Here is a 25,178-nt window from a genome sequence, read left to right on the forward strand (position 1 = left end):
CAAAATAATCAAAGGGGGCCGTGTGTCGAAAATATTGGATGGCATGAAATTATGGCAGCGCTTTACACTGCTGGGCATTCTGGGCGTATTACTGGTGCTGCCGCCCCTCTTCCTCTACCTCCAAGGCAGCAATAAAGACATCGAATTCTCTATCACGGAACAAAGCGGCATCAAGCCGGGCGAAGCCACGCTGCAATTGTTGCAGCGGATACAGCAGCACCGCGGTTTATCCGCCGCCTTTGTCACGACCGGGCAACTGGCGGAACAGCGCAGCACCAAAGCCGCTGAAGTCAACAAGTCCCTGGCGGACGTGGAAACCCTGTTGAAAGGGGATAATCCCGCCACCAGCAAGTTACTGGCGCAAGTGCGCAGCGATTGGCAAGCGCTGCACAGCCGCGTGGCGGCGCGCAACCTGACCACGGCGGAAAGCTACAAGGGCCATACAGACTTGTGCGAAGTGGTGCTGTTGCTGCTGGAAGGCGTGGCGGACCGTTATGGCCTGGCGCTGGATCCGGATGCCGACAGTTATTACCTGATGCGCGGTGTACTGTTCGACTTGCCTCTACTGACGGAATCCACGGGCCAGTTGCGCGCCAAGGGCGCCGGCTACCTGGCCGCCAAGCAAATCGATGCCGATGGCCGCGCTGCCATGTATGGCTTGCTGGCCAAAGAGCGCGTCGCCATCGACAGCGCGGTGCGTTCTTTTCAGAAAAGCTACGCGGGCAATGCGGATGTGCAGCGCAAGCTGGGCGGAAAAGTCGCCAGCGCTACGCAAATGGCGCAAGAGGCGTCGGAACTGGCGCGCACCAAAGTCGCCGCGGCCGCCACCATTGAATATCCGTCGCCGGATTACATTGCCTTCGCCACCCGCGCCATCGATACGCAATATGACGCCATCTATGCCGGCATGGCTGAATTGTCCGGCCTGATCGATGCCCGCATTGCCGGCCAGCGCAGTGCGCGTAACGCGATGGCGGCACTGATGGCTGCCATCGGCCTGGTCGCCGCGGTGCTGGGCTGGTACATCACGCGCCACCTGATCAAACAGCTGGGCGGCGAGCCATCGTATGTGACGGATGCGCTGCTGCGCGTGGCACAAGGCGACTTGACGCAAGAAATCGTCGTGGCCAAAGGCGATGAATCCAGCATGGCTTATTCCATGAAAGTCATGGTGAATAAGCTGGCAGGCACGGTGGGACAGGTGCGCGAGACGGCCGACAGCATGATGACGGCGTCGCAGCAAACTGCGGATACGGCGCAATTGTTGTCGCAAAGCGCCAGCCAGCAGGCGGCGGGGGTCGAACAGACGTCGGCATCGATCGAACAAATGAACGCATCCGTGCAGCAAAACACCAGCAATGCCAAGGTGACAGCGGACATCGCGACCAGGGCGGCAATGTCGGCAGAAGCCGGCGGCGGCGCTGTCAAACAGACCGTGGAAGCCATGCAGCAAATCGCCAAGAAAATCATCATCATTGATGACATTGCCTACCAAACCAATTTGCTGGCGCTCAATGCTGCCATCGAAGCGGCCCGTGCGGGCGAACATGGCAAAGGCTTTGCCGTGGTGGCAGCCGAAGTGCGCAAGCTGGCCGAGCGCAGCCAGGTGGCCGCGCAGGAAATTGGCGAAGTGGCGGCCAGCAGCGTGGGCATGGCGGAAAAAGCCGGCGCGCTGCTCAGTGAAATCGTGCCGGCCATCCGCAAGACGTCGGAACTGGTGCAGGAAATCTCATCCGCCTCCGAGGAGCAAAGCCTGGGCATCGGCCAGATCAACGCCGCGATGGCGCACTTGAGTGAAAGCACGCAGACCAATGCGGCGTCATCGGAAGAACTGGCGGCGACGGCTGAACAATTGAATGATCAGGCCGCAAGCTTGCAGGAGACCATGGAATTCTTCAAGGTGTAATGCGGGGCCTGGCCCTTTTAGCACTATCGTATTCTGTGCGAACGATAGTGCTAAAGGGGCCAGGCCCCTTGGGGAAACCTGCGGCTTTAAACGCCAACAGCCTTTTCCAGGTCGTCAAATGCTTGCCCGATATAGCCGCTCAGCGATTGCAGGTTCGGCAACTGGTCCGTCGCAATCAAGCCAAAGTGCAGCAAGCCGCCATAGCTGAACAGCGTGATGTTCAGCAGGTTGCTAGGCGGCAGCGTGGAAATCGGGTGCATTTCTTCCAGCAGCGCCCCCTTCAGGTACATGCGCTGCTTCGGTCCCGGCACATTCGACACCAGCGTATTGCCCATCGGCGGCACGCGTTCCGACAGTTTCAGCATTTCCGCCAGTTGGCCGATCAGCGCCGTCACGATGGTGTACGTTTCAATCGCAGCCGGCGCCACGGAATCCACCATGACGCGCACGTTGCGCAGCGAAAAACCAATATTGCGCAGGCGAACATAGGGATCATCCGTCGGCGGCGACAGTTCCACCTGCACGATGCCGATCTTGTTGCCGGCCGACTTTTCACCTTCCTTGCGCAAGTTGACGGGCATTTGAATCACAATCGGCTGTTCCAGTTCCACGCCCTGCTCTTCCAGGTAGCGGCGCAGCGCACCGTCCAGGCACGTCAGCGCCACGTGGTTCAAGGTCGAACGGGTGGCGGCCTGGATGCGGGCCACGCGTTCCATCGGGATCGTGATGGCGGAGAATTCCCGGCCCGATGTGACTTGCCCTGTCAGCGGCGTGTGGCGGCTGGCCACGAATGGCAGTGAAATCGCGTTCTTCGTCAATTTCATGGATTCCAGCAGCAGCATGGCCGACAAGCGGCCGATGCCGAACAGCCGCTGGCTGACGCCCTTGGCGCCACCAACAGCCTTCGATAGCACGGTTTCCACCATGTCCTGTCCCAGCTTCTTGCGCAAGCGCCCTTCGCTGCTGCTGTGCCGCACGGACCAGATCGGCTTCAGCTCATCCTCACCGGGCGATTCCGACATGCTTTGCGCAAACCAGCGCGTCATCGTCATGCCGTCGGCATACGCGTGGTGCATCTTTTGGTACAGCGCGAAACGGCCGCCTTCGAGGCCGTCGATCACGTGCATTTCCCACATGGGGCGCGAACGGTCCAGCACCGGCGTATGCAGTTCCGCCACGAACTTGTACAAGTCTTCGCGGCGGTTGGCATCTTTCGGCATCTTATGGAAGAACACATGCTGTTCCATATCGATGTCCGCGCATTCCGCCCAGTGCGGCAGCGCCGTCAGCGAATACGCGAGGATGCGGTTAAATGGCGCTTCCACGTTAGTGGCCGCCAGATATTCTTCATACAGTTTCTTGGCAAACGTCGCACGTGCTCCAGTCGGGCGCTTGAAGATCAGCAAACCGGCAACGTGCTTGGGACTGGCTTCCGATTCCGTGATCAGGAACCCGAGATCGAGGAGTGAGAGTTGGCTCATGGAACTTACTATAAATGTAATGAAAAACCAGTATCTCGTGCTGTTAAAGCGGCAGTCAAGGAAGGAATCCTCAGGTTTTGCGGGGTGTGCGAAATTGCGACGTCTTACGTCAGTTATGTTGCCGGTTTGAACGCAGCACGAAACGCCCGCAACGCCGCCGGATGATAAACCGTCAAATGGGATTCATCGGGCAGCGGCGCCAGTTGCCAGCGCAAGCCCTGCACCTGGCTGCCGGACAGCGCCTGTTCCAATTGCTTGGCCAGTTCCGGCATGCCCTTCTCGCCGCTGGCCGCCACATACAGCGTCTTATCCAGCCGCTTGGCGGCGCGCAGGCGTTCCGCCGCCTGGGCCAGCAAGGCGCGGTTGTTCCACCACAGCGAAGGATCAATCGCGATATACGTGTCGAACAGTTCCGGCTCATGGACAAAGGTTTCCATGACAAACAAGCCGGCCAGCGACTCGCCAATGATGGCGCGCTCTTTGGCAGTCTTGTAGCGCGCCTGAACCTGCGGCATCAGTTCATCGCGGATAAACGCACGGTAGGCAGCCGAGCCACCGACTACCGGCGCGATCTTGCGGTCTTCCGCATTGTCGGTCGGCCCCGTCATGTCGCGGCGGCGCTGCGTGTTTTCAATGCCGACCAGCATGAACGGACGCATGGTGCCGTTGGCCACCGATACTTGCAGCAAGCCCGCCACGTGCAGGAAATCTTCCGCCAGGCCGCCATCCGGCATGTACAGCACGGGCAACGGCGCATCCGGCGCGGTATCCCACGCGCGCGCCGCATAAACGTTAATGCGGCGGGTTTCATTGAGCAGTTTTGAATCAATCGTGAAGGTGTCGCCTATCGACAAGGGCGTGGCAGGCGCCATCGCCGCCTGCGCGCCCGTTGCCATCGCCATGCCTGCCACTGCCCAGCCAAGTACTTGCCGCCTGCTTGCCATTGTGACCTCCCGGAAATATCGAATTGGCAAGTTTAGTTGGCTATCAAGGTATAGACAACTACCGGCGTAAAAACGATGCAACCGTTGTGCCAACCGCCTTTCTATCAGATAATTCCGAGTTATGAACGATACTACCCGCCCAGACCTGCCGGACCATCTGTCGATCGATCCGCGCAGCAAATTCCACGTCCCTGCCGTGTTTGAACACGAAGTAGGCATTAAATTCAATGAAAAAGAACGCACTGACGTTGAAGAATATTGCATCAGCGAAGGCTGGATCAAAGTTCCTCACGGCAAAGCACTGGATCGCCGCGGCAATCCGATGCTGCTGAAGCTCAAGGGCAAAGTCGAAGTGTTCTACAAATAATCCTGCGCTTGGCACAGGAAAAAATGGCTGGCGCCGGGCAACCGGGCCAGCCATTTTTATTTAGCGCGCCGCTTCGTCAAACAAGCGCAGCGCCAGCAAACCATGCCCCACTGCCGCGCCAGCCCGCAGCGCGGAAGCAATAAACACGGTTTCTGCAATTTCTTCCCGCGTCGCGCCTGCTGCGACAGCATTTTTTGCATGGGCATCGATGCAGTAAGAACACTGCGTAGTCAACGCCACCGCGATCGATATCAGTTCGCGGTATTTGGCGGGAATGGCGCCGTCGCTGCGTTCAGCGGCGGATTTCAGGGACAGGAACGCTTGCGCTTCCTTCGGCGCAAGCTGGATGAGGTCTTTGGCAAGGGCTAAATCCTCGGGGCGCTGGTATCCGGACATGATTTCCTTTCTATGCGTGTCTTAACAGGCACATGCCTGCCGTGGCTAAGAGGCGCGCAACGCTGGAAAGGATTCACGGCTTAGCGGCGCGGCCGGAACGCTGGCCTGGCCGATGGCGCACCGCTGCGCTTTTCAATATGCCGGAAAGTGATCCGTCCTTTGCTCAAATCGTAGGGCGAGAGTTCCAGGCGAACCGCGTCGCCGGCCAGGATCCGGATATGGTTCTTCCGCATTTTTCCGGACGTGTACGCAACCAGACGGTGGCCGTTGTCGCAGTCGATGCGGTAGCGGGAGTCAGGCAACACTTCCGTGACAATGCCATTCATTTCAATGAGTTCTTCTTTAGCCATACGGGGGTTCCGGTGAGACAACGGGGGGATAGGACGCATCGCCAGGAAAGGATGCGTTGCGGAGCTGCTGCTTGTCGCGAAAGAAAAAAAGCCCGCGTCCTGCGGGCTTCGTTCAATGTATTACCAATGCTTGAATCGCTGCGCCTGCCCATGCTATCTGCATGGTGCGGCACCCCGGACGCCTATGCTATCTGCATAGTGCCCCCATCGTGTAGACCGACCAATGTATTCGAAATGACAACCGCTTTGCATGGTCACAGGGCGGCGTTACACATGCCGCACCGCTTGCTGTCGCGGGACCGGCAAGACACAAGTGCTTCACCGATGAACAGAGTGTATCACGTTTTTTGTGCGCCGCACAAAATACTTTCAGGCGTCCATCAATCGGCGCCACCCCACCTGTTTTTGATCGAACAGCAGCGCCACGACACGGTTCAGTTGACGGCAACGGCCGGGATCTGGTTCAGGTCATGGTAAATCAGCAAGCCGCGCCGCGCGGCAGCCGCCATCATGCGGTCCGCTCCGGCGGACGGCCCGCCAATACGCAGCACCGCATCGCAATGCGACAGCAGCCGTTCGCAGTGCGGATGGAAAACATCGTCATACACGGCATCGCCGATGGCTTGCGATCCTGCCGCCTGCACCACTGGTAACGCCAGCCATTCGCCCAGCACCGGCATATGTCCACGCTGGTATAGCGGCAGCGCATATGCTTCCATTGCCGCCACGTTGGCGGCGAGCCGCGCCGGATCGTCTCCCGTTCCCGAACGATAAGGACCCGCAATCAAGATCATCATGCTGCGCGGCTTCAGTACGTGCAAATGCAGGTATTGCAGCAGCATGATGGTCTTGCCGTCGGCGATGTCGCCGCGCGCCACCATGGCCAGCGCTTCGTCCGCATCCAGTTCCAGCACTTCGATATCTTCCCCTTCCGCTTCCAGGCCGCCGCCATCGCCGATACGGGATGCCGCATCATATTCGCCGATGAAAAAATGCAGCCGTTCCGTGACCGATCCAGGGCTCATGAAGACGTCGAACACTGGCTGCAAATGCGCGATGCGGCGGCCGGTTTCTTCTTCCAGTTCCGCACGGATGCGCAACTCCGGGCTGGCGCTGTCCAGCAAACCTGCCGCCGCTTCAATCAGGAAACCGTGATGGCCATTGACGTAGGCGGGAAAGCGGAATTGCCGCGTCAACAGCACGGTACGCCGCACCCGGTTATACAGCAGCGCCACGGCGCCATTGCCCCGGTCGTATGTTTCACGAGTCAGGGTTTGCCAGCGGCCATCCCGGCGGCGATAGTCGAACGTGGTCTTTTTCAACACAAACCAGTCATCGGACAGCAATTGCTCACGTTGAATGCGTACATAATCCTGCACGATTTCCTCCAAATTATTTGCGTTAAATACAAATTATCATGCATAATCGTGCAATATCAAGAAAAAACGTGCAAAACTATGCTGACATCCCAACGCAAACTGATCTTGCTGGACATGCTGAAGCAAGATGGCAAAGTGATCGCCACGGCGGCCGCCGCGGCGCTCGACGTTTCGGAAGACACGATCCGGCGCGATTTACGCGAACTGGCGCGGGAAGGCTTGCTGCAGCGGGTGCATGGCGGCGCCCTGCCCGCTTCGCCCGCGATGGGCGATTTCGCAGCGCGCCAGCATATCGCCATCGACGATAAAAGCGCCATCGGCCGCGCGGCCGCGCACCTGATCCAGCCGGGCCAGGTGGTGTTTATCGATGGCGGCACAACGTCGGCGCAACTGGTACAGCACATGCCGCAAGACTTGCACGCGACGGTGATTACCCACAGCCCATCCGTCGCGGTCGGCCTCAGCACCCACCCGGGCATCGACGTCATCATGCTGGGCGGGCGCCTGTTCAAGCATTCGGTCGTCAACATGGGCGCGGCAACCGTGGAAGCCATCCGCCAGGTCCGGGCCGACATTTATTTCATGGGCGTGTGCAGCGTGCACCCGCAGGCGGGCCTGTCAACGGGCGATTATGAGGAAGCCTGCGTCAAACGGGCGCTGAGCGCCGCGGCGGGTGAAACCATCGTCCTCGCGTCGCCGGAAAAGCTGGCGACCGCGTCACCGTACCAAGTGATTCCGCTGGAAGAATTGTCCGGGCTGGTTACCGTTGCCAGTGTGCCGGATGAGTTACTGGAACCGTACCAGCAACGCGGTATTGCTGTGCACCTGGCTTAGACGGGCTTACAGCAACCGGCGCCAACTTGTCACCTTGTCATCGAATGCCATCGCGGCATGGGCGGGCGATGTCGATGGCAGCACCACGGTGCGATAACCGGCGGCGGCAAATTGCGGTGCAAATTTGCCAGCCGTTTGCCCATTGAAACCCACGGTTTCCAATTCAGGGCATAACCGGTGTAACCGTTCAAAATCATTGGCCGCCGGTTTGCGGATGGCGGAATCCAGGCTGCCCTTGCGCTCGCACGCACCCAGCACATCCCACAAGCCAATCCGGTGCGCCAGCAAGCGCGGCAAGCGCTCTGCATAGGGCAAGCCGGCGAGGTCTTCCCCGGTCAGCGCCGACAGGATGGGCCACAAAGCATTGCGCGGATGCGCATAATATTGCTGTGCCTTCAACGACGCCTCGCCCGGAAAACTGCCGAGTATCAAAATGCGGGTATGGCGATCGATAACGGGCGCCAGGCCGGTCAGGGGAATGGACGAACTCATGGCGGCATTTTAGCCCAGCGAACCAGTGTAGAATCGAACGATAGTTCCACATAACAAGACTATTCGGGAGATCACCGTCATGAGCGAACCACGCCAAATTGACAGGCTGCTGGAACGATACAGCGAAAGCCACCGCCATCCCAAAAACGAACTGATCCATTTCGTTTGCGTGCCGGCGATCGTGTTTTCCCTGCTGGGCCTGATCTGGCATGCGAATCCTATGGCGGCCGTGGGCGCCAGCTTCCTGGCATTGGCGTATTACGTCACGCTATCGATTCCATTCGCGGTCGGCATGCTGATGATGTCGGGCGTCATGCTGGCCGTACTGGCATCGCTGCAGCCGCCGCTGATCTTCCCCATGTCCGTCACAGTCTTTGTCGTGGCATGGATTGGCCAGTTTATCGGGCACAAGATCGAGGGCAAAAAACCGTCGTTTTTCGAAGATATCCGCTTCCTGCTGATTGGCCCGCTATTTGTGCTGGGCTTCCTGTACCGCCGCCTGAATGTCGCCTACTGACCGGAAGCAAGGTTGTAGGAATATGTCTATACTGGCCGGATGTTTTCTTCTCCCGTCCTGTTTTCCGCCGCCTGCCTGATCTGGGGTTCCACTTTCTGGGCCATCACTCTGCAACTGGGCCACGTCGCGCCGGCTGTTTCCATTATTTACCGCTTCGGCCTGGCTGCCGTGACACTGTTCGCGTGCTGCCTGCTGCGTGGCGACAAGCTGATGCTGCCATGGAAAGTGCAGCGCTGGATCATGGCGCAAGGCTTGGCCACGTTTGCCATTAGTTACCTGTGCACGTACACGTCGGAACAGTATTTGATTTCCGCGCTGGTGGCCGTGCTGTTTGCCTTGATGGTGATCTGGACGCCGATTTGCAGCCGCATCATGTACGGCACGCCGCTGACGTGGCGCACGTGGGGCGCTGCGGCGGTCGCCATCATCGGCGTCACCATGCTGTTCTATGACTCGATTCATGACTCGTGGAAAGATATCATGGCAGGCGGCGCCGGCCACTTCTTGCTGGGACTGGGGCTGGCATTGACGGCCACCATTTCCGGCACGGTGGGCAACATGATGGTCGTAAAAGTGCGCCAACATTCATCGAATGTCTTGCTGACAATGGCATGGGCCATGCTGTGGGGCACCATGTTCGTGGCCGCACTTGCGCTGGCCACGGGCGTGCAATTCACGCTGCCGGCATCGGCCAGTTACTGGGGCGGGCTCGTGTATTTGTCGATTGCCGGCTCCGTCATTGCGTTTTCCGCGTATTTCACGCTGATCCACCGCTGGGGGGCGCAAAAGGCTGTATATATCGGCGTAGTCACGCCGGTAATATCCGTGCTGCTATCGATCCAGCTGGAAAATTACCGCCCTGGTCTGGTTGAATGGCTGGGTATGGTATTGTGCTTGTCCAGTGTGGCCTGGGTATTGAAATCGCCTGCGGCCAAAAAAATTCCAACAGAAAAAACTGCTATCCATGAGCCTGACCATACGTCCAGCCGAACCGCATGATGTGAACGCCATTTTTGGCATGATCTTCGAGCTGGCGGTATTTGAAAAACTCGAACACATTGTCGTTGCTGACGAAGCCAAACTGCATGAAAGCCTGTTTGGCGCCCACCCTGCCGCGGAAGCGCTGGTAGGCGAAGAAGATGGTGAAGTCGTGACGTTTGCCTTGTTCTTCCATAACTTTTCCACCTTCCTGTGCCAGAAGGGCTTGTACCTGGAAGACTTGTACGTCAAGCAAAATGCGCGCGGTAAAGGTTACGGCAAGCAAATGCTGGTGGCGTTGGCACAACTGGCCGTCGAACGCCAATGCGGCCGCTTTGAATGGTCCGTGCTGGACTGGAATGAAAACGCCATCAATTTCTACCAGGGCATGGGCGCGACCGTGATGCCGGACTGGCGTATTTGCCGCGTGACGGGCGAAGCGCTGACGCAATTGGCGTCCGAATAAAAAAAGACCGCGCAGTGGTCTGCGCGGTTGGAACCCATTGTCATTTGGGGAGGGGAGAATGGAGCGACGAGTTCAATATAGCCGCGCCCGCCAAGCATTTCCTCGTCCCTTACAAACTCTTACTCGGTTCAGATTTCTCTTACATTTGTTTTCTGGAAAGCTTTTCCAGCACTTCAAACGCGCCTTGCACCAGTAACGCCAGCGCTGCGGCGGGAATGGCGCCGGCCAATAACAGCGTTTGGTCATTCAAGGCCAACCCCGTCGTAATCCGTTCGCCGTAGCCTCCGGCACCGATCAGCGCGGCGATCGTGGCCGTGCCGACGCTCATCACGGCGGCAGTTTTCACACCGGCCAGCAGTACAGGCATGGCCAGAGGCAATTCCACATGGCGTAAGCGCTGCCCTGCCCGCAAGCCCAGCGCTTGCGCCGCCAGCTTCAATCCGTCCGGCACCTGGGCCAGGCCGGTACACGTATTGCGCACGATAGGCAGCAGCGCATAAACCACCAGCGCCACCAATGCGGGCCCCGTGCCAATGGAACCCATCAATGGAATCAGCATGGCCAGCAGCGCCAGCGACGGGATGGTTTGCAGCACGCCGGCCAGCGCCATCACGGGCTGCCGCACTGCAGGCACGTAAGCAGCCAGCACACCCAGCGGAATGCCGAACAGGCAAGCCAGCGCCACGGACAGCACGACCAGCGTGACGTGCTGGCGCGTCAGCGGCCAAAAGTCGTCGGCAAACAGGCGCTCCGCCAGTGCCGGGCGGCTGGCAGCAGCGTCCCGGGCACGCGCTGTGGCCGGGGCAACATCCGGCTTGGCGACAAGGGGCGGCGCTGTGGCCGAGGCAACCTCCGGCTTGGCGGCAAGGGGCAGCGCTGCAGTCAAGGCCGCATCCGGGCCGCCGGCCGTGGCGCGTGCTGTCCCAGCCGGTAAAGCGGACACCGCCCCGCCCTGCGCTACCGGATGCACCGCCAGCCACGCGCGCGCAATCGACGCGAAATCCTTGCCATCGATTTCCGCCGCCGCATTCATTGCGATCATGTCGCCGGCCGGTATCCGTCCCTGCAAGCGGCGCAGCGCCTGCCACGCAGCCGGGAAACGCTGCGCCGCGTCGAGCCGGTACAGCAGCACGGCGTCATAGCGGGGAAAGTAGCCTCGGTCATCTTCCAGCACGTGCAAGCCGTATTGCCGGATCTTCGCGTCCGTCGAATAAATATCGATGACATCGACTTGCCGCTGTTGCAGCGCTTCATACGCGATGCCGTGGTCGAGCCCGCGCGGCGGCTGCGTCAAGCCGTAACGCCGCGCCAGTCCGGGCCAGCCATCGGCGCGGCCAATGAATTCATGGGACAGGCCGAAACGGTAGCCGCCTTGCCGCGCCAGGTCGCCCACGGTGCGCGCGCCAGCCGTTCCGCCCCGCACCGCCAATGCATACGTATTGTTGAAGCCCAGCGGCACATCGATGCCGAGGCCCAGCGCCGCCAGTTCGCGGCGCATTTGCGCCAGTTCCGGCACTTGCGGATGTTTGAGGATTTCCAGCGCAATGGTGCCCGTATATTCGGGGTAGACGTCGATCTCGCCCGCCTTCAGCGCCGCCAGCACGATAGCCGTATTGCCCAGCCCCTGCTTGTGCTCCGTGCGCACGTGGGGCGCTGCCGCCTGCGCCAGCAATTCGCCGAGTATGTACGATTCCGTAAAACGCTTGGAGCCGATGCGCAGCGTGTCATCGGCTGCCGCAGGGATAGCCGCGATCAGCCAGAGCAGCAACGCTGTCCAACCAGCGGCGCCGCGCGGCAAGTCAGGCACCCGCGCGCAACAACGGCGCTGTCACAGCCTGGTTTGCGGTGACGACGCTCATAGTCCCAGGCGCAGCATCGGCGCCTTCAACGCCTGGCTCAGCGTTTCATAGCTTTCCGCCAGGTGGGCCTTGGCTTCAGGCGACAGCGCACTGTTGCCCATCGCCCGCTGTATATCGCGCTGCAATTCCTGCGCATGCAAGCGCTGCAAGCTGCGGCCATCGGCGCGCATCAGTGGCGACGTGCGCACCAATGCTGCTGTCACACGCTTCAAATGCTCGCGCTGCAAATCGCGGCGCATGCCGGGGATATCTTTACCCGCTTTCAATTCGCTCCACACGGCCGACTGCAAGGTGGTATACAGCTCATCAAGCGACAGCGCCAGCTTGGGGTTGTCCAGCTTTTCCTGCGAATCGCGCAAGCGCCCCGCCACGGCTTCAGACAGCAACTGGTCCAGCACCATGGTCTGCAAATACAGCACCACCGTGTTGATGGAAATGTCGGGGCGGTAGCTGAACATCATCTGGTTGCCGGACAAGCGGCTCAGCAGCGATGGCGCGAATTTAAAACTGTCCGCCTTGAACAGGTTATTCGTCAGCAAAGACAGCGCTTCCCGCTGGCGCACGGCCGGCACGGGCTGGAATGGCGTACGTCCCGACCCTGCGTGGTCCCGCACGTGCACGACGCCGCCCACATACTTGACCACCACCGGCACGGACCGCGCGAACTGGTCGATGCCATACACGAAGCTGCGGCGCAGCGCTTCATAGCTTTCGCCAGGCTTCAACTGGCGCGCCTGCACGCGGTCCCACAATTCGCGGGATATCGTCAGCCGCTTTTGCGCATACGCCATCGGGTCGCTGCCCAGGTCGAACAAATTGACTTCCGGGTCCGACATGCCGTTGTACGCTTCATTGTCCGTCGCGAAGGCCAGCAGCGGTTCATTGGAGCGGCTGGCAATACGGGCCAGTTCATCTTTTTCCTGGTCTTCCGCTATCGGCTTGTAGGCATATTCAATCGCCCAGTAATCGTACGGGCCCAGGCGATCCATCACATATGCGCCCTGTTCTTCCCCTTTGATGGCCAGGTTGAACGGCGTGTAATCCATGACGGAACCGCTGATGCCATGCTTGTCCGTGAAGGTTTTATCGCGCAGCTGGAACAGGCTGTAAATCGTCGATGAACGGAAGTTGTGGCGCAATCCCAGCGTGTGCCCCACTTCATGCATGATGACGGATTTGACGTACGCTTGCGCCAGTTCTTCCGCTTTCGGGCTGTCCATGTCGAACTCGCCGCGCGCTTCCATCAAGTCCAGCGCGAAATCCATTTCCTGCGCGGATTCCTGCGCGTATTCGCAATGCGATTCGCGTGCCAATGCGCTTTGCGGCCAAGGACGGAATGGCTGCGCAGCCTGCTGTGCCCACGGCGTCATTGGCGCCATGGGCGGCGGTACTGCGCCGGACACGCCTTCCGGCGCGGCCAGACCCGGTACGCCGGGCGCCATGCCATACGCCGACAGTGCCGACGTCCAGTGCAAGTCTTCACTGGCCAGGCGGCGCGCATTGCGGCCGAAGATGTCGGACATGGCAATGTCCGCATCGAGGATTTCGCCGCTGCGCGGATCGACCTGGCGCGGGCCGATGGCAATACCGGCATCGGTGCCGATATACCAGCGCACGGATGCGTGGCGCACGTCCATCGTGTCGAACGTATCATTCGGTCCCTGCTGCTTGACCACGATCGCGTTCTTGAAGCCGATGCGCTCGAACGCATCGTTCCACGCGAGGATGCCCTGCTTGACGGACTCGCGGTATTTTTCCGGGATATTGCGGTCCAGCCAATACGTGATCGGCTGTTTGGGTTCCGACAGCGGCAGCGAAGGATCGGCTTTTTCCAGCCGCCACCGGTTCACCACATGCGTGAACATCGATGGTTTGACGTCGTCCGTGTAATCGTACGTGGTGCTGACAAAGTGGCCGATACGGTCATCGGCCAGGCGGCTATGCATGACATGTTCCGGCAGCGGCGCAAAGCTGTAATACAGGCCCAGGAACAGGCTGCGCGGATCCGGCACCGTGTAGGGCGGCGGCACGTATGTTGGCGTATAGACCAGCGGCGCGGCCGGCACGCGCGGCACAAAGTAATGGGCATTGACGGCGAAGCCCGTCATGCTGTCATCGCTGCGGATGCTGGTAAAACTGCTGTTGCGGGCATCCATCGCATACTGCATGCGGAATGCGTGTTCCAGTTGCGTGGAATATGCGGGAATGTCGCCAAACAGCAGCGTATTGGCTTCCACCAGCACGCCTTTCGATTGCGGGTGCGGTGCACTGGCAATCGGCGCCACGGCCAGCAGGCTGTCGGAAAACCCTTGCGACACGGCCAGGCCCAGCGCCGTTCCCGGCTTGGCGCGGAAATCCGTATTCAGCGCCACCAATTGCACCGTGTTGCCCAGCTTGCGCAATACCACCACTTCGCTGCGGCCCATCTGGCTGCCATAAATGCCCCGCTCGCCCACGCCCTTGGTCGTATTGACGGTCATGAAGAATGGCTTGTCAAAGTGCTCTGGACGCAATTCCATCCACACTTTTTCATCTTTCTGGTACAGATGGAAAAAGCCCTGTAAATGGTGCGTGCCTTTGACCATGTCGGCAAACGGCTTGGCTGCGCCGGGATCGGCGGCACGGGCCGCGGCAGCTGCCGCCGCAGCGGCGGCCGCGATCGTGGCGGCGGAAGGCGCCGCCGGCGTGGCCGGCTGTGGCGCAGCCGGGCCTTCCGGCACCGGCACGGGCGGCGTGGGAACCGGAGGCGTTGGCGTGGGGGGAACCGGCGTGTTCTGCCCTGCTGCATGAACACTCAGGGCTAACAGAAGGGCGGCGCTGACGGCTTTCAGGACTGGCTGACGCATGATGATTCTGACGCAGGTGCGGTGGTACGGGGATCCCCCTACTGTACACGAACACACGGGCGCTGCGTCGGAATTCGCCCTCTAATTACACAAACCGCCCGCCGAAGATGACACCCCGGCATGGATTGAAACCAAACGCATACGACAAATCCGCCGGGCGGGCGATGTTCCACAGCGCGAAGTCGGCGCGCTTGCCCACTTCCAGCGTACCGATATCGTCCTGGCGGCCCAGCGCCCTGGCGGCGTGCACCGTGGCGCCGGCCAGCGCTTCCAGCGGCGTCAGGCGCCACAATGTGCACACCATGTTCAGCGCCAGCAACAGCGACGCCATCGGCGACGTGCCCGGGTTGTTGTCGGTAGCAACCGCCATCGGCACCCCGGCGGCGCGCAACGCGGCAACGGGCGGCGGCGTGGTGTCGCGCAAGAAGTAATAAGCGCCCGGCAACAGCACGGCCACGGTACCTGCTTTGGCCATGGCGTCGATGCCTTCCTGCGTCAAATGCTCCAGGTGGTCGGCGGACAAGCCGCCACATTGCGCCACCAATTGCGCGCCCTGCTGGTCAGACAATTGCTCCGCGTGCAATTTCACCGGCAAGCCATGGCGGGCAGCAGCCTGGAACACTTTTTCCGTTTGCTCGCGGGAAAAACCGATGCGTTCGCAAAACGCGTCCACCGCATCGGCCAGCCCCTGTTCCGCCAGCGGTGCAATCATGTTGCACACTTCTGCCACGTAATCATCGGCGCGGCCTGCAAATTCCGGCGGCAGCGCATGGGCGCCCAGGAACGTGGTGGCCACGTTCACGGGCAATTCCTTGCCGATGCGGCGCGCCACGCGCAGCATTTTCGCTTCAGATTCCAGCGACAAACCATAACCGGATTTGATTTCCAGCGTCGTCACGCCTTCGGCCAGCAGCGAACGCACGCGCGGCAGGCTTTGCGCCAGCAATTCATCGTCGGACGCCTGGCGCGTGGCGCGCACGGTCGACATGATGCCGCCGCCGGCGCGGGCAATATCTTCATACGTCGCCCCGTTCAGGCGCGCTTCGAATTCATCGCTGCGGTTGCCCGCGTGGACGATGTGGCTGTGGCAATCGATCAAGCCCGGCGTCAGCCAGCAACCGGCGCCGTCACGCACATCAGCCGCCTGCGCGCGGTCCGCATCCGCCGCCGCACCGAGCCACGCAATGCGGCCATCTTTCACGGCAATGGCGCCATCGCGCAATTCGCCATAACCATCCACCATTGTTGCCAGGTGCACGTTTGTCACCAGCAAATCCCACAATGCCATACCGCTTCTCTCCATCATTGCCATGCCATCCAGCCATCGCCAACTCGTCATTCCCGCGCACGCGGGAATCCATAGACCGCCTCAGGGATGATGACGTACTAGTCGTTGTTTTCGATGATGTCGACAATGAACACCGTGGCTTGCCCAGCCTCCAGCGTCCACACATCTTCATCATCCAGGATCACCGCGTCATAGCGCACCATGGCGATACGCTCTTTGCTGCTGGACAGGTACAGGCTTTCGCCTTCGGCCAGGAACACGATGGTGATGTCGCTGCGCCGCTCCAGCGTGGAAAAGTCGCGCACGTCGCGCCTCTCCAGCTGGTGCCGGCAAGCAGTGCGCCGCGTCATCACATTGAAATCCGTGGTCGAGCCGGACGATACAGTGGCCGCCACCTGCGCTTCGCCGGGGAAGGCCACGGTCGGCTCCCGGTCGCTGAGCGCCACTTGCCGCTCATTGCCCACGTCCAGCACGACGCCCGGACCGGAAACCAGCGTCAGCGTGCGGTCGATACCGGCAAACGTGGAAAACGGACCGCTTTGCGAAATCGTGGCCAGGCTGATGCGCCAGTCGAAGTCGTCGAAGGTGGCGCCCTGCGGGGCAATGGCAATTTCCGTGGTGCTGCCGCCGCCGTTTTTCCACGGCGTGGCGTGCAGGCTTGCGTACTGTATCAGCTTGCTCATCGGCGGTACTCCCTCAGCTCGGCCAAGGTCTGCTTGAAGCGCGCGGCGATGGCCTGTTGCGCCACGTGCTGCTGGCCGCGCACCACCCACTGGCCGCCGGCCAACACGTCTTTCACCAGATTATCGTTACCGCTAAATACCAGACTGCCCAGCACTTCATCTGCGGTACGCCCATACAGATTCGGGTGGTCCGCATCCAGCACAATCACATCCGCGCGCTTGCCGGCCGCCAGCGCGCCCACGGCACGCCCGCTTGCCCGCGCCCCGCCCAGCAACGCGCCCTGCCACAGGAACTCCCCCACATGGCGCTGCTTTGCCGACACGGCAATATTGCGGCGCTGCTCGCGCAGCCGCTGGCCATATTCCAGCCAGCGCAATTCTTCCACCGGGCTCTGCGACACATGGCTGTCGCTGCCCACGCCAAACACGCCGCCTTGCGCCAGGAACGACTCCAGCGGGAACAAGCCATCGCCCAAATTCGCTTCCGTGGTCGGGCAAATGCCGGCCACGGCGCCACTGCGGGCAATCGCCGTGACTTCCGCCTCAACCAGATGGGTCGCGTGCACGAGGCACCAGCGCGCGTCAACGTCCAGTTCATCATACAGGTATTCCACGGGGCGGCGTTTACTGTAAGCGAGCGATTGCTGCACTTCGCCCTGCTGTTCCGCGATATGGATATGGACCGGCCGCGAACGTGGCAACGCCGCCACGACCTCGCGGATTTGCGCGCTGGATGCGGCGCGCAGCGAATGGGGCGCGACGCCCACTTCCACTTGCCCGCTGCGCAGCGGTTCCAGCGCGCCAATGATGTTCAAAATATCGGCCGCATCCGTCTTGAAGCGGTTTTGCTGGGGAGTCAGCGGCGCTTCGCCAAAGCCGGACCAGTTATACAGCACGGGCAGCATGGTCATGCCGATACCCGTAAGGCTGGCTGCCTGGATCACGCTTTCCGCCGTCTGCGCCACGCGCGGATACATGGCGCCATCAGGCGAGCGGTGCACGTAGTGGAATTCGCAGACAGATGTGTATCCATGACGCAGGCATTCCGCATACAGCTGCGCGGCGATGGCTTCCATTTGCGCCGGTGTGATATTGCGCGCAAAGCGGTACATCAAGTCGCGCCACGTCCAGAAGCTGTCTTTCGCCGCAGTTTCCCCACCTCCGGCAATTTCAGTCAACCCCGACAGCGCGCGCTGGAATGCGTGCGAATGCAGATTGACCATGCCGGGCAACACATATTCGGCAGCTTCGGCACCGGCCGGCTGAACGGAGCCGGGCGTCACAGCCGTCAAGTTGCCGGCGCTATCCCACTGCAGCAGCACATCACGCGCCCAGCCTGACGGCAGCAGCGCGTTCTTTGCAAACAAGGCGGTCATTTGGCGCCCACCCAGTTGGCGCAGGTTTGCACGAGTTCTTTCAACAGCGGCTGCACGTCACGCGCCAAGTCTTCGCGGTACGCATACGGCGCCGTTTCATCCATATACGTGGACTGGCACATTTCCAGCTGAATCGCATGCACGTTGCCGGCCGGTTTGCCGTAATGGCGCGTGATATGGCCGCCCTTGAAACGGCCATTGACGGCCAGTGAATAGCCGCCGTGCCGGCGCGCCACGGAGACTATGGCGTCCGTCATGCCGGTATCGCAGGACGCGCCATCGGCTGTACCGAAATTCAAGTCCGGCAGCTTGCCTTCGAAGAACCGGGGCACGTGCGATGCGATCGAATGCGCATCCCACAGCGCCACCTTGCCGTGGATGGCTTTCAGGCGCGCCAGTTCACTGCGCAATTGCGTATGGTACGGCTGCCAGTACAGTTTCAGGCGGCGCTGCACTTCCGCTTCCGTTGGCGTGCCGCCTTCCGGATAGAGCGCTTCGCGGCCGAAGGTATCGACCGGGCACAGGCCCGTCGTGTCCTGGCCCGGATACAGATTCGTGTTTTCCGGCGGACGGTTCAAGTCAATCACATAGCGCGACCAGCGCGCCGACAGCACGGACACGCCCATTTCCTTGAGGAAATCGTACAGCCGCACCAAATGCCAGTCGGTGTCGGTCTTGACGCTGGCGGCCGGTGCAAACGTGGCCGCGATGTCGTCGGGGATGTCCGTGCCCACGTGGGGCATGGACACCAGCAGCGGGAGCTTACCTTCCGAAAACTGGAAATCCATGGTCCCTCTCCTTACGGGTGCAGCGAGGCAAACAGGCTCTTGCAGGTGGCGCTCAACTCACCTTTCAATACCAGCTGCTTGGCGGCTTCGATATCCGGCGCGAAGAAGCGGTCGGCATCGTAGAACGGGACGTGCTGGCGCAATTGCGCGTGCACGTGTTCCAGCTGCGCCGACGTTTTCAAAGGACGGTGGAAGTCGATGCCCTGTGCCGCGGCCAGCAATTCAATGGCCACGATGGCTGCCGTGTTTTGCGCCATGTCTTCCAGGCGCCGCGCCGCGTAGGTGGCCATGCTGACGTGGTCTTCCTGGTTGGCGGACGTCGGGATCGTGTCCACCGACGCGGGATGCGCAATCGACTTGTTTTCCGACGCCAGCGCGGCCGCCGTCACGTGGGCAATCATGAAACCGGAATTCAGGCCCGGCTCGCGCACGAGGAATGGCGGCAGGCCGGACAAGGTCGCGTCAATCAGCAGCGACACGCGGCGCTCGGAAATGCTGCCGATTTCCGCAATGGCCAGCGCCAGCGTATCGGCGGCAAACGCTACTGGTTCCGCGTGGAAGTTGCCGCCCGAGAGCACCTCGGCTTCACCCTTGTCATTCGTGAACAGCAGCGGGTTGTCGGTGACAGCGTTGGCTTCGATCAGCAGGGTGCGGCCGGCATTGGCAATCAAGTCCCAGCAAGCGCCCATGACTTGCGGCTGGCAGCGCAGGCAGTATGGGTCTTGCACGCGTTCGTCGCCCACCAGGTGCGACGCGCGGATGGCGCTGCCCGCCACCAGCTGGCGGTAAATGCCTGCCGCGGCGATCTGGCCCGGCTGGCCGCGCACTTCGTGGATGCGGGCGTCGAATGGCGAATCGGACCCTTTGGCGGCATCCAGCGACAGCGCGCCCGTCACCATGCCCGCTTCCAGCAGGCGCTCGGCCATGAACAAGCCGTGCAGCGCCAGCGCCGTGGACACTTGCGTGCCGTTGATCAGCGCCAAACCTTCCTTGGCGGCCAAGACCACTGGTGGAATACCGGCAGCTTTCAATGCATCGGCCGCCTGCATCAATTCACCGTTGACGCGCACTTCACCGACGCCCAGCATGGCCAGCGTCATGTGCGACAGCGGCGCCAGGTCGCCGGACGCGCCCACGGAACCTTTGGATGGAATGGCCGGCATGATGCCCGCGTTGTACAGCGCGATCAGCGTCTCGACGATCAGCGGACGCACGCCGGACACGCCGCGCGACAGGCTGCCGATCTTCATCAGCATGATCAGGCGCACGACAGCGTCCGACATCAGATCACCGGTACCGACCGAGTGCGACAAGATCAGGTTGCGCTGCAATTCTTCCAGTTTATTGTCGGGAATGCGGGTCTTGGCCAGCAAGCCAAAGCCCGTGTTGATGCCGTAAGCGGCGTCCCCCTTGGCCACAATGGCTTCCACCACGGCAGCCGACGCTTTAATCACGGGATACGCTTCCGCCGACAAGGTCACCGGTGCGTGCGCAGCCCACGCCGCGCGCAATTCAGTCAGGGCGATCTTGCCGGGGTTCAGGGTCCAGGTATTGTTGGTAGCGTTAATAGCAGTCATGGTCATTCCTTACTTAATCATCGGCAGGTTCAGCTTATTACGTTTTGCGCATTCAATGGCGGACTCGTAGCCGGCATCCGCGTGGCGCATCACGCCCGAGCCACAGTCATTGACGAGCACGCGGGCCAGGCGCTTGGCGGCGGCATCGGTGCCGTCAGCCACAATCACGACGCCGGAGTGCTGCGAATACCCCATGCCCACGCCGCCGCCGTGGTGCAGCGATACCCACGTTGCGCCGCCGGCCGTGTTCAGCATGGCGTTCAGCAGCGGCCAGTCGGACACGGCGTCCGTGCCGTCTTTCATGGATTCCGTTTCGCGGTTCGGGCTGGCGACGGAACCCGTGTCCAGGTGGTCGCGGCCAATGACGATCGGCGCTTTCAATTCACCGTTGCGCACCATTTCATTGAAGGCCAGGCCGGCAATGTGGCGCTCGCCCAGGCCCAGCCAGCAGATACGGGCCGGCAAGCCCTGGAACGCGATACGGTCGCGCGCCATGTCCAGCCAGCGGTGCACGTGCGCGTGGTGCGGGAACAGTTCCTTGATTTTCGCGTCAGTCTTGTAAATATCTTCCGGATCGCCGGACAGCGCCACCCAGCGGAACGGGCCGCGGCCTTCGCAGAATTGCGGGCGGATATATGCCGGAACGAAGCCCGGGAAGTCAAACGCGTTTTTCACGCCCTGGTCAAACGCCACCTGGCGGATATTGTTGCCGTAATCGACGACTTTTGCGCCCAGTTGCTGGAAGTCCAGCATGGCCTGCACGTGCGCCGCGCACGAATCGGCGGCTGCGGCTTTCAGGCGCTCGTGGCGTTCCGGGTCTTGCTGCGCCGATTTCCAGTCCGCCACGCTCCAGCCGCGCGGCAGGTAGCCGTTGATCAAATCGTGGGCCGACGTCTGGTCCGTCACCAGGTCCGGCACCAGGCCGCCGGCCTTGGCGCGCTTGACCAGTTCCGGCAAGATCTCCGCAGCATTGCCAAGCAGGCCAATCGAGATCGCTTCCTTGCGTTCCGTATGGTACTTGACCAGTTCCAGGGCTTCATCGATGGACGCGGCTTGCTTGTCCAGATAGCGGGTGCGCAGGCGGAAGTCGATCGACGTTTGCTGGCATTCAATGTTGAGCGACACAGCGCCGGCAAACGTGGCGGCCAGCGGCTGCGCGCCGCCCATGCCGCCCAAACCCGCCGTCAAGATCCAGCGGCCGGCCATGTCGCCGCCGAAATGCTGGCGGCCCGCTTCCGCGAAGGTTTCATACGTGCCCTGCACGATGCCTTGCGTGCCGATGTAAATCCACGAACCGGCCGTCATTTGGCCATACATGAACAAGCCCTTGCGGTCCAGCTCATTGAAGTGTTCCCAGTTGCCCCACTTCGGCACCAGGTTCGAATTGGCCAGCAGCACGCGCGGCGCATCTTCATGCGTCTGGAATACGCCGACGGGTTTGCCGGACTGGATCAGCAGCGTCTGGTCCGCTTCCAGTTCGATCAAAGACTTCAGGATCTGGTCGAAGCATTCCCAGTTGCGGGCTGCGCGGCCGATACCGCCGTACACCACCAGGTGCTGCGGGTTTTCCGCCACTTCTTTATCCAGGTTGTTCTGGATCATCCGATAGGCCGCTTCCGCGCCCCAGGTTTTGCACACGCGCTCAGGGCCGCGTGGCGCGCGGATGTCGCGGGTGCCGTCAAAGCGTGGATCGTTGGCGAGGGAAGTGCTCATGTCATCTCCTTGAAGGTAGGGTGCGCGGAGTTCGCGGATGTTTCAAGGATAAGTTGTATATACAACTAAGTCAAATGCTTTTTGGCTGGCACAGTCAGTCACTTCGTTCCTGCAAGTCAATGTTAAAAAAAGATAAATAATTATTGATTTTGTAATTCCATTATGAAAACATTGCCGTCCGCAACTTATTTTTGGAGTTTGAATGCGCAAGTCCATTTTCATCGCGGCAGCCCTGCTGGCCACCGGCGCCGCACACGCGGATTTCATCCCGATCGTTAAATCCGGCCAGAACGTGGCCACCGTCACCGTCAATAACCGCTCGCTCTCCTACAGCGAGCCACGCGGCAATGGCCCCTTGGGCGGCCTGATCATTGACGCCGCTTATACGCCGTATCAAATCCAGTCGACGCTCAATGGCATCATCGCTCCGCAAGTGAACAGCTACAGCGGCGTGACGTTCCTCAGCGGGGAACTCAAGGGTTACCCTACCTTAACCATGCGTCCCGATGCCTCGGGGGTGGTATTCGTCAACATGTCGGGCCTCAGCTATAAGATCCGCGCTCGTTATGCCGCCAAGCTGGGCGGCATCATCAAACTCGACTGCACCAACACCACGGCAGTCGACAACATTTCCATCACCGCCCAGTACGGTACCAGCAATGGTTTGATCCCGTCGGACAAGGTCGGCGTCACGGGCACCCCATCGTCGTCGACGGATTGCGACAGCAACTTGACCTGGGTGATGCCATTGCTGAGCAACTACCTGGTCAATAAGCTTGAGGGTTACGCGGATGCCCGCCTCGTGAGCGGCATCCAGAGCGGCATGTCCAGCGTGACGCAGAAAATGTTCTTCCAGCGCGACGCAAACTGGCAAGTCGGCTTGAACCGCCTGATTCCAGCGGATAAAGTCATTGTTTTCGCAGACGGCAGCACGTTTGCCATCGGCCAATATGTTCAAAACAACCTGTCGTACCTGATCTCGAACGGCCAGATTACGATGAAACTGGGCGGCGGCGTCAACCTGTCGCCGGTGGTTGGCGTCAACGAGCCGCCGCGCAACCTGGCGGGCGACGCACTGACCATCACGGTCTCGGTACCTGGCCTGACCTTCACCGCCAACCTGCGTGAAGAAGTCAATGTGGTATGGCAGTGGAAGTGCAGCGTGCAAAACCCGGCGCTCAACTGCGCTGACCCGCGCTAAGGTTGCGCCATCACGGTGGCTGCCAGGCTAGCCACCGCCAACGGCAAGCCTCAGTGCTTGCCGTACACCTGCTTGCCCGCCACCCAGGTCTGCAACACCTTGATCTTGCCGATCTGCGTGGCCGGGACTGTAAACAAGTCCGCATCAGTCACGATAAAGTCCGCCCACTTACCTGCTTCCAGCGACCCGATGACTTGTTCCTGATGGGCCGCATACGCTGCATCCAGCGTGAAGCAGCGGAACGCCTGCTGCAACGTCATCGCTTCATTCTTGTACCAGCCGCCCGCCGGCACTTGGGCATTGTCCTGGCGCGTCACGGCCGCATGCAAGCCTTCAAATGGATTCGGCGCCTCGATCGGGAAATCCGAACCGCAGGCAATCTTCGAACCTTGCTTAAGGAACGTGTGCCACGCGTAGGCGCCCTTGATGCGCTGCGGCCCCACGCGCTGTTCCGCCATGTTCTGGTCGGACGTGGCATGGGTCGGCTGCATTGACGGAATGATGTCCAGCGCCTTGAAGCGGGGAATATCGGACAGCGCCACCACTTGCGCATGTTCGATGCGGTGGCGCATGCCGGCAGCCTGCGGATATTGCTTCAGCAGCGCTTCATAGCCATCGAGAATTTGCCGGTTGCCCGCATCGCCAATCGCGTGCACATTGACTTGATAGCCGGCCTTCAGCGCCTTTTCCATCTTGGCGCGCATTTCCGCATCCTTGTAGAACAGCAGGCCGTGCGTATGCGGCGCGTCCGTGTACGGGGCAATCAGCGCGGCGCCACGGCTGCCCAGCGCGCCATCGGAATACAGTTTGACGGCGGCCAGCGCGTACACATCGTCGGCATACGATTTCAGCGGGCCATTCTTCGACAGCTGGTCAAAATCATCCGTCGTATCGCCGATCATCGCGTACACACGCGTAGTGAGCTTGCCTTGGTCCGCATAGCTGCGCATCAAGCGGTCTTCCAGCACGCCGATGCCCGCGTCATGCACGCTGGTCAGCCCCACTTTCGCCAGTTCCGCCAGCGCGCCATCGAGCGACGCGCGGGCTTCCGCTTCCGTTGGCTTCGGGATCACGGCGCGCACCAGATCCATCGCCGCGTCAACGAGGATGCCGGTGGCATTGCCCTGCGCATCGCGTTCGATCTTGCCGCCTGCCGGGTCCTTCGTGTCCTTCGTGATGCCGGCAAGTTGCAGCGCTTTGGTATTGGCCCACACGGCATGGCCATCGACCCGCGTCATGACGGCCGGACGTTCAGGCGCCGCACTATCGAGTTCATGCGCCGTGGGGAAACGGCCCAGCTTCCAGATTTCCTGGTTCCAGCCATTGCCCAGCACCCACGCGCGCTGCGGATTGGCTTTGCTGAAATCGGCGACGGCTTTCAACGCGGCGTCCAGCGATGGCGTACCGTATAACAGCGCTGCCGTGGAAATGTCGCCCAGCCCGAATACGTGGCCATGCGCGTCGATCAAGCCCGGCAGCACGGTTTTACCCTGCATATCGATGCGCCTGGCGCCGGGGGCTTTGGCCGCCACGGTTTTCGCATTGCCGACCGCGAGAATGCGGCCCGCATCGTCATAAGCAAGGGCAGTAAAGCGCACCAGCTTGCCAGTGCTGTTCAATGTGTAGCCGTTGGCGTGGTCAATGATGGTGGCGGCATGGGCGGGCAGGATCGCTGCGGCAGCCATGGCCAGGACGAGCGGGGTCAATCGCATGAAATCTCCGGGTCGGATTCAAAAG

At 61.0% G+C, this 25,178-nt stretch carries 21 protein-coding genes and 1 pseudogene; 7 read left to right on the plus strand and 15 right to left on the minus strand.

The annotated features are described in order from the left end of the window. The first annotated feature begins 22 nt into the window (after positions 1–22). Entirely contained in the window at positions 23–1,906 is a 1,884-nt protein-coding gene (locus GM668_RS31025) for a methyl-accepting chemotaxis protein (RefSeq protein WP_155437425.1), read from the plus strand. Positions 1,907–1,992: 86 nt separating this feature from the next. Here GM668_RS31025 and GM668_RS03100 read toward each other — a convergent pair whose 3' ends face one another. Then, positions 1,993–3,387: a wax ester/triacylglycerol synthase family O-acyltransferase gene (locus tag GM668_RS03100; RefSeq protein WP_155437426.1), complete on the minus strand. Its 1,395-nt coding sequence runs from the start codon at positions 3,385–3,387 to the stop codon at positions 1,993–1,995. Positions 3,388–3,500: 113 nt separating this feature from the next. Beyond that, complete coding sequence (locus tag GM668_RS03105; RefSeq protein WP_155437427.1) at positions 3,501–4,331, minus strand: alpha/beta hydrolase; 831 nt, start codon at positions 4,329–4,331, stop codon at positions 3,501–3,503. A gap of 121 nt (positions 4,332–4,452) precedes the next feature. Between GM668_RS03105 and GM668_RS03110 the strand changes: the two genes are divergently transcribed. Further along, positions 4,453–4,698, plus strand: coding sequence for a DUF3297 family protein (locus GM668_RS03110; RefSeq protein ID WP_155437428.1), 246 nt, complete (start codon positions 4,453–4,455; stop codon positions 4,696–4,698). Positions 4,699–4,758: 60 nt separating this feature from the next. Here the strand turns inward: GM668_RS03110 and GM668_RS03115 are convergent, their stop codons facing one another. The 3 genes and pseudogenes from GM668_RS03115 to GM668_RS31030 form a co-directional block, all read right to left on the minus strand. Continuing rightward, positions 4,759–5,094, minus strand: coding sequence for a carboxymuconolactone decarboxylase family protein (locus GM668_RS03115; RefSeq protein WP_155437429.1), 336 nt, complete (start codon positions 5,092–5,094; stop codon positions 4,759–4,761). 80 nt (positions 5,095–5,174) lie between these two features. Continuing rightward, entirely contained in the window at positions 5,175–5,444 is a 270-nt protein-coding gene (gene infA / locus GM668_RS03120) for a translation initiation factor IF-1 (RefSeq protein WP_155437430.1), read from the minus strand. An 812-nt stretch (positions 5,445–6,256) separates the two neighbouring features. Beyond that, positions 6,257–6,826 (minus strand): annotated as a pseudogene (locus GM668_RS31030) (GDP-mannose pyrophosphatase); the annotation flags it as partial. A gap of 75 nt (positions 6,827–6,901) precedes the next feature. Here GM668_RS31030 and GM668_RS03130 point away from each other — a divergent pair. Continuing rightward, on the plus strand, positions 6,902–7,657 hold the full coding sequence (locus GM668_RS03130) for a DeoR/GlpR family DNA-binding transcription regulator (protein ID WP_155437432.1): 756 nt from the start codon (positions 6,902–6,904) through the stop codon (positions 7,655–7,657). A 6-nt stretch (positions 7,658–7,663) separates the two neighbouring features. Here GM668_RS03130 and GM668_RS03135 read toward each other — a convergent pair whose 3' ends face one another. Then, the gene (locus GM668_RS03135) at positions 7,664–8,149 is read right to left on the minus strand and encodes a DNA-deoxyinosine glycosylase (protein ID WP_155437433.1); all 486 of its coding nucleotides are present in this window, start codon (positions 8,147–8,149) and stop codon (positions 7,664–7,666) included. 79 nt (positions 8,150–8,228) lie between these two features. Between GM668_RS03135 and GM668_RS03140 the strand changes: the two genes are divergently transcribed. From GM668_RS03140 to GM668_RS03150, 3 genes are read left to right on the plus strand one after another with little or no spacing between them, the layout of a single operon-like run. After that, the gene (locus tag GM668_RS03140; RefSeq protein WP_155437434.1) at positions 8,229–8,666 is read left to right on the plus strand and encodes an Mpo1 family 2-hydroxy fatty acid dioxygenase; all 438 of its coding nucleotides are present in this window, start codon (positions 8,229–8,231) and stop codon (positions 8,664–8,666) included. 39 nt (positions 8,667–8,705) lie between these two features. Next, positions 8,706–9,665, plus strand: coding sequence for a DMT family transporter (locus tag GM668_RS03145; RefSeq protein ID WP_155437435.1), 960 nt, complete (start codon positions 8,706–8,708; stop codon positions 9,663–9,665). After that, complete coding sequence (locus tag GM668_RS03150; RefSeq protein WP_155437436.1) at positions 9,631–10,110, plus strand: GNAT family N-acetyltransferase; 480 nt, start codon at positions 9,631–9,633, stop codon at positions 10,108–10,110. The genes GM668_RS03145 and GM668_RS03150 overlap by 35 nt, the downstream gene beginning before the upstream one ends. 139 nt (positions 10,111–10,249) lie before the next feature. Here GM668_RS03150 and GM668_RS03155 read toward each other — a convergent pair whose 3' ends face one another. The 8 genes from GM668_RS03155 to hutU form a co-directional block, all read right to left on the minus strand. Continuing rightward, a complete protein-coding gene (locus GM668_RS03155; protein ID WP_371868619.1) occupies positions 10,250–11,878 on the minus strand; it encodes an ABC transporter permease/substrate-binding protein in 1,629 nt (542 codons plus the stop codon). A gap of 87 nt (positions 11,879–11,965) precedes the next feature. Continuing rightward, positions 11,966–14,815, minus strand: a complete 2,850-nt coding sequence (locus tag GM668_RS31035) for a zinc-dependent metalloprotease (RefSeq protein WP_229498866.1) — start codon at positions 14,813–14,815, stop codon at positions 11,966–11,968. Between the two features lie 85 nt (positions 14,816–14,900). Beyond that, on the minus strand, positions 14,901–16,103 hold the full coding sequence (gene hutI, locus GM668_RS03165) for an imidazolonepropionase (RefSeq protein ID WP_155437437.1): 1,203 nt from the start codon (positions 16,101–16,103) through the stop codon (positions 14,901–14,903). 98 nt (positions 16,104–16,201) lie between these two features. Continuing rightward, entirely contained in the window at positions 16,202–16,786 is a 585-nt protein-coding gene (locus tag GM668_RS03170; protein WP_155437438.1) for a HutD/Ves family protein, read from the minus strand. Further along, positions 16,783–18,162: a formimidoylglutamate deiminase gene (locus tag GM668_RS03175; RefSeq protein ID WP_155437439.1), complete on the minus strand. Its 1,380-nt coding sequence runs from the start codon at positions 18,160–18,162 to the stop codon at positions 16,783–16,785. Before GM668_RS03175 ends, GM668_RS03170 begins: the two co-directional genes overlap by 4 nt. Then, positions 18,159–18,950, minus strand: a complete 792-nt coding sequence (gene hutG / locus GM668_RS03180) for an N-formylglutamate deformylase (protein WP_155437440.1) — start codon at positions 18,948–18,950, stop codon at positions 18,159–18,161. Before hutG ends, GM668_RS03175 begins: the two co-directional genes overlap by 4 nt. 11 nt (positions 18,951–18,961) lie before the next feature. Beyond that, on the minus strand, positions 18,962–20,527 hold the full coding sequence (hutH, locus tag GM668_RS03185; protein ID WP_155437441.1) for a histidine ammonia-lyase: 1,566 nt from the start codon (positions 20,525–20,527) through the stop codon (positions 18,962–18,964). Between the two features lie 9 nt (positions 20,528–20,536). Beyond that, positions 20,537–22,240, minus strand: coding sequence for a urocanate hydratase (hutU, locus tag GM668_RS03190; protein ID WP_155437442.1), 1,704 nt, complete (start codon positions 22,238–22,240; stop codon positions 20,537–20,539). Between the two features lie 202 nt (positions 22,241–22,442). Between hutU and GM668_RS03195 the strand changes: the two genes are divergently transcribed. Beyond that, the gene (locus GM668_RS03195; RefSeq protein ID WP_155437443.1) at positions 22,443–23,441 is read left to right on the plus strand and encodes a hypothetical protein; all 999 of its coding nucleotides are present in this window, start codon (positions 22,443–22,445) and stop codon (positions 23,439–23,441) included. A 50-nt stretch (positions 23,442–23,491) separates the two neighbouring features. On the opposite strand, the gene GM668_RS03200 is transcribed toward GM668_RS03195, so the two are convergent. After that, on the minus strand, positions 23,492–25,153 hold the full coding sequence (locus tag GM668_RS03200; protein ID WP_155437444.1) for an amidohydrolase: 1,662 nt from the start codon (positions 25,151–25,153) through the stop codon (positions 23,492–23,494). Positions 25,154–25,178: the final 25 nt, after the last annotated feature.

It is taken from the genome of Pseudoduganella ginsengisoli, assembly GCF_009720865.1.
GTDB classification, from domain to species: domain Bacteria; phylum Pseudomonadota; class Gammaproteobacteria; order Burkholderiales; family Burkholderiaceae_D; genus Rugamonas; species Rugamonas ginsengisoli.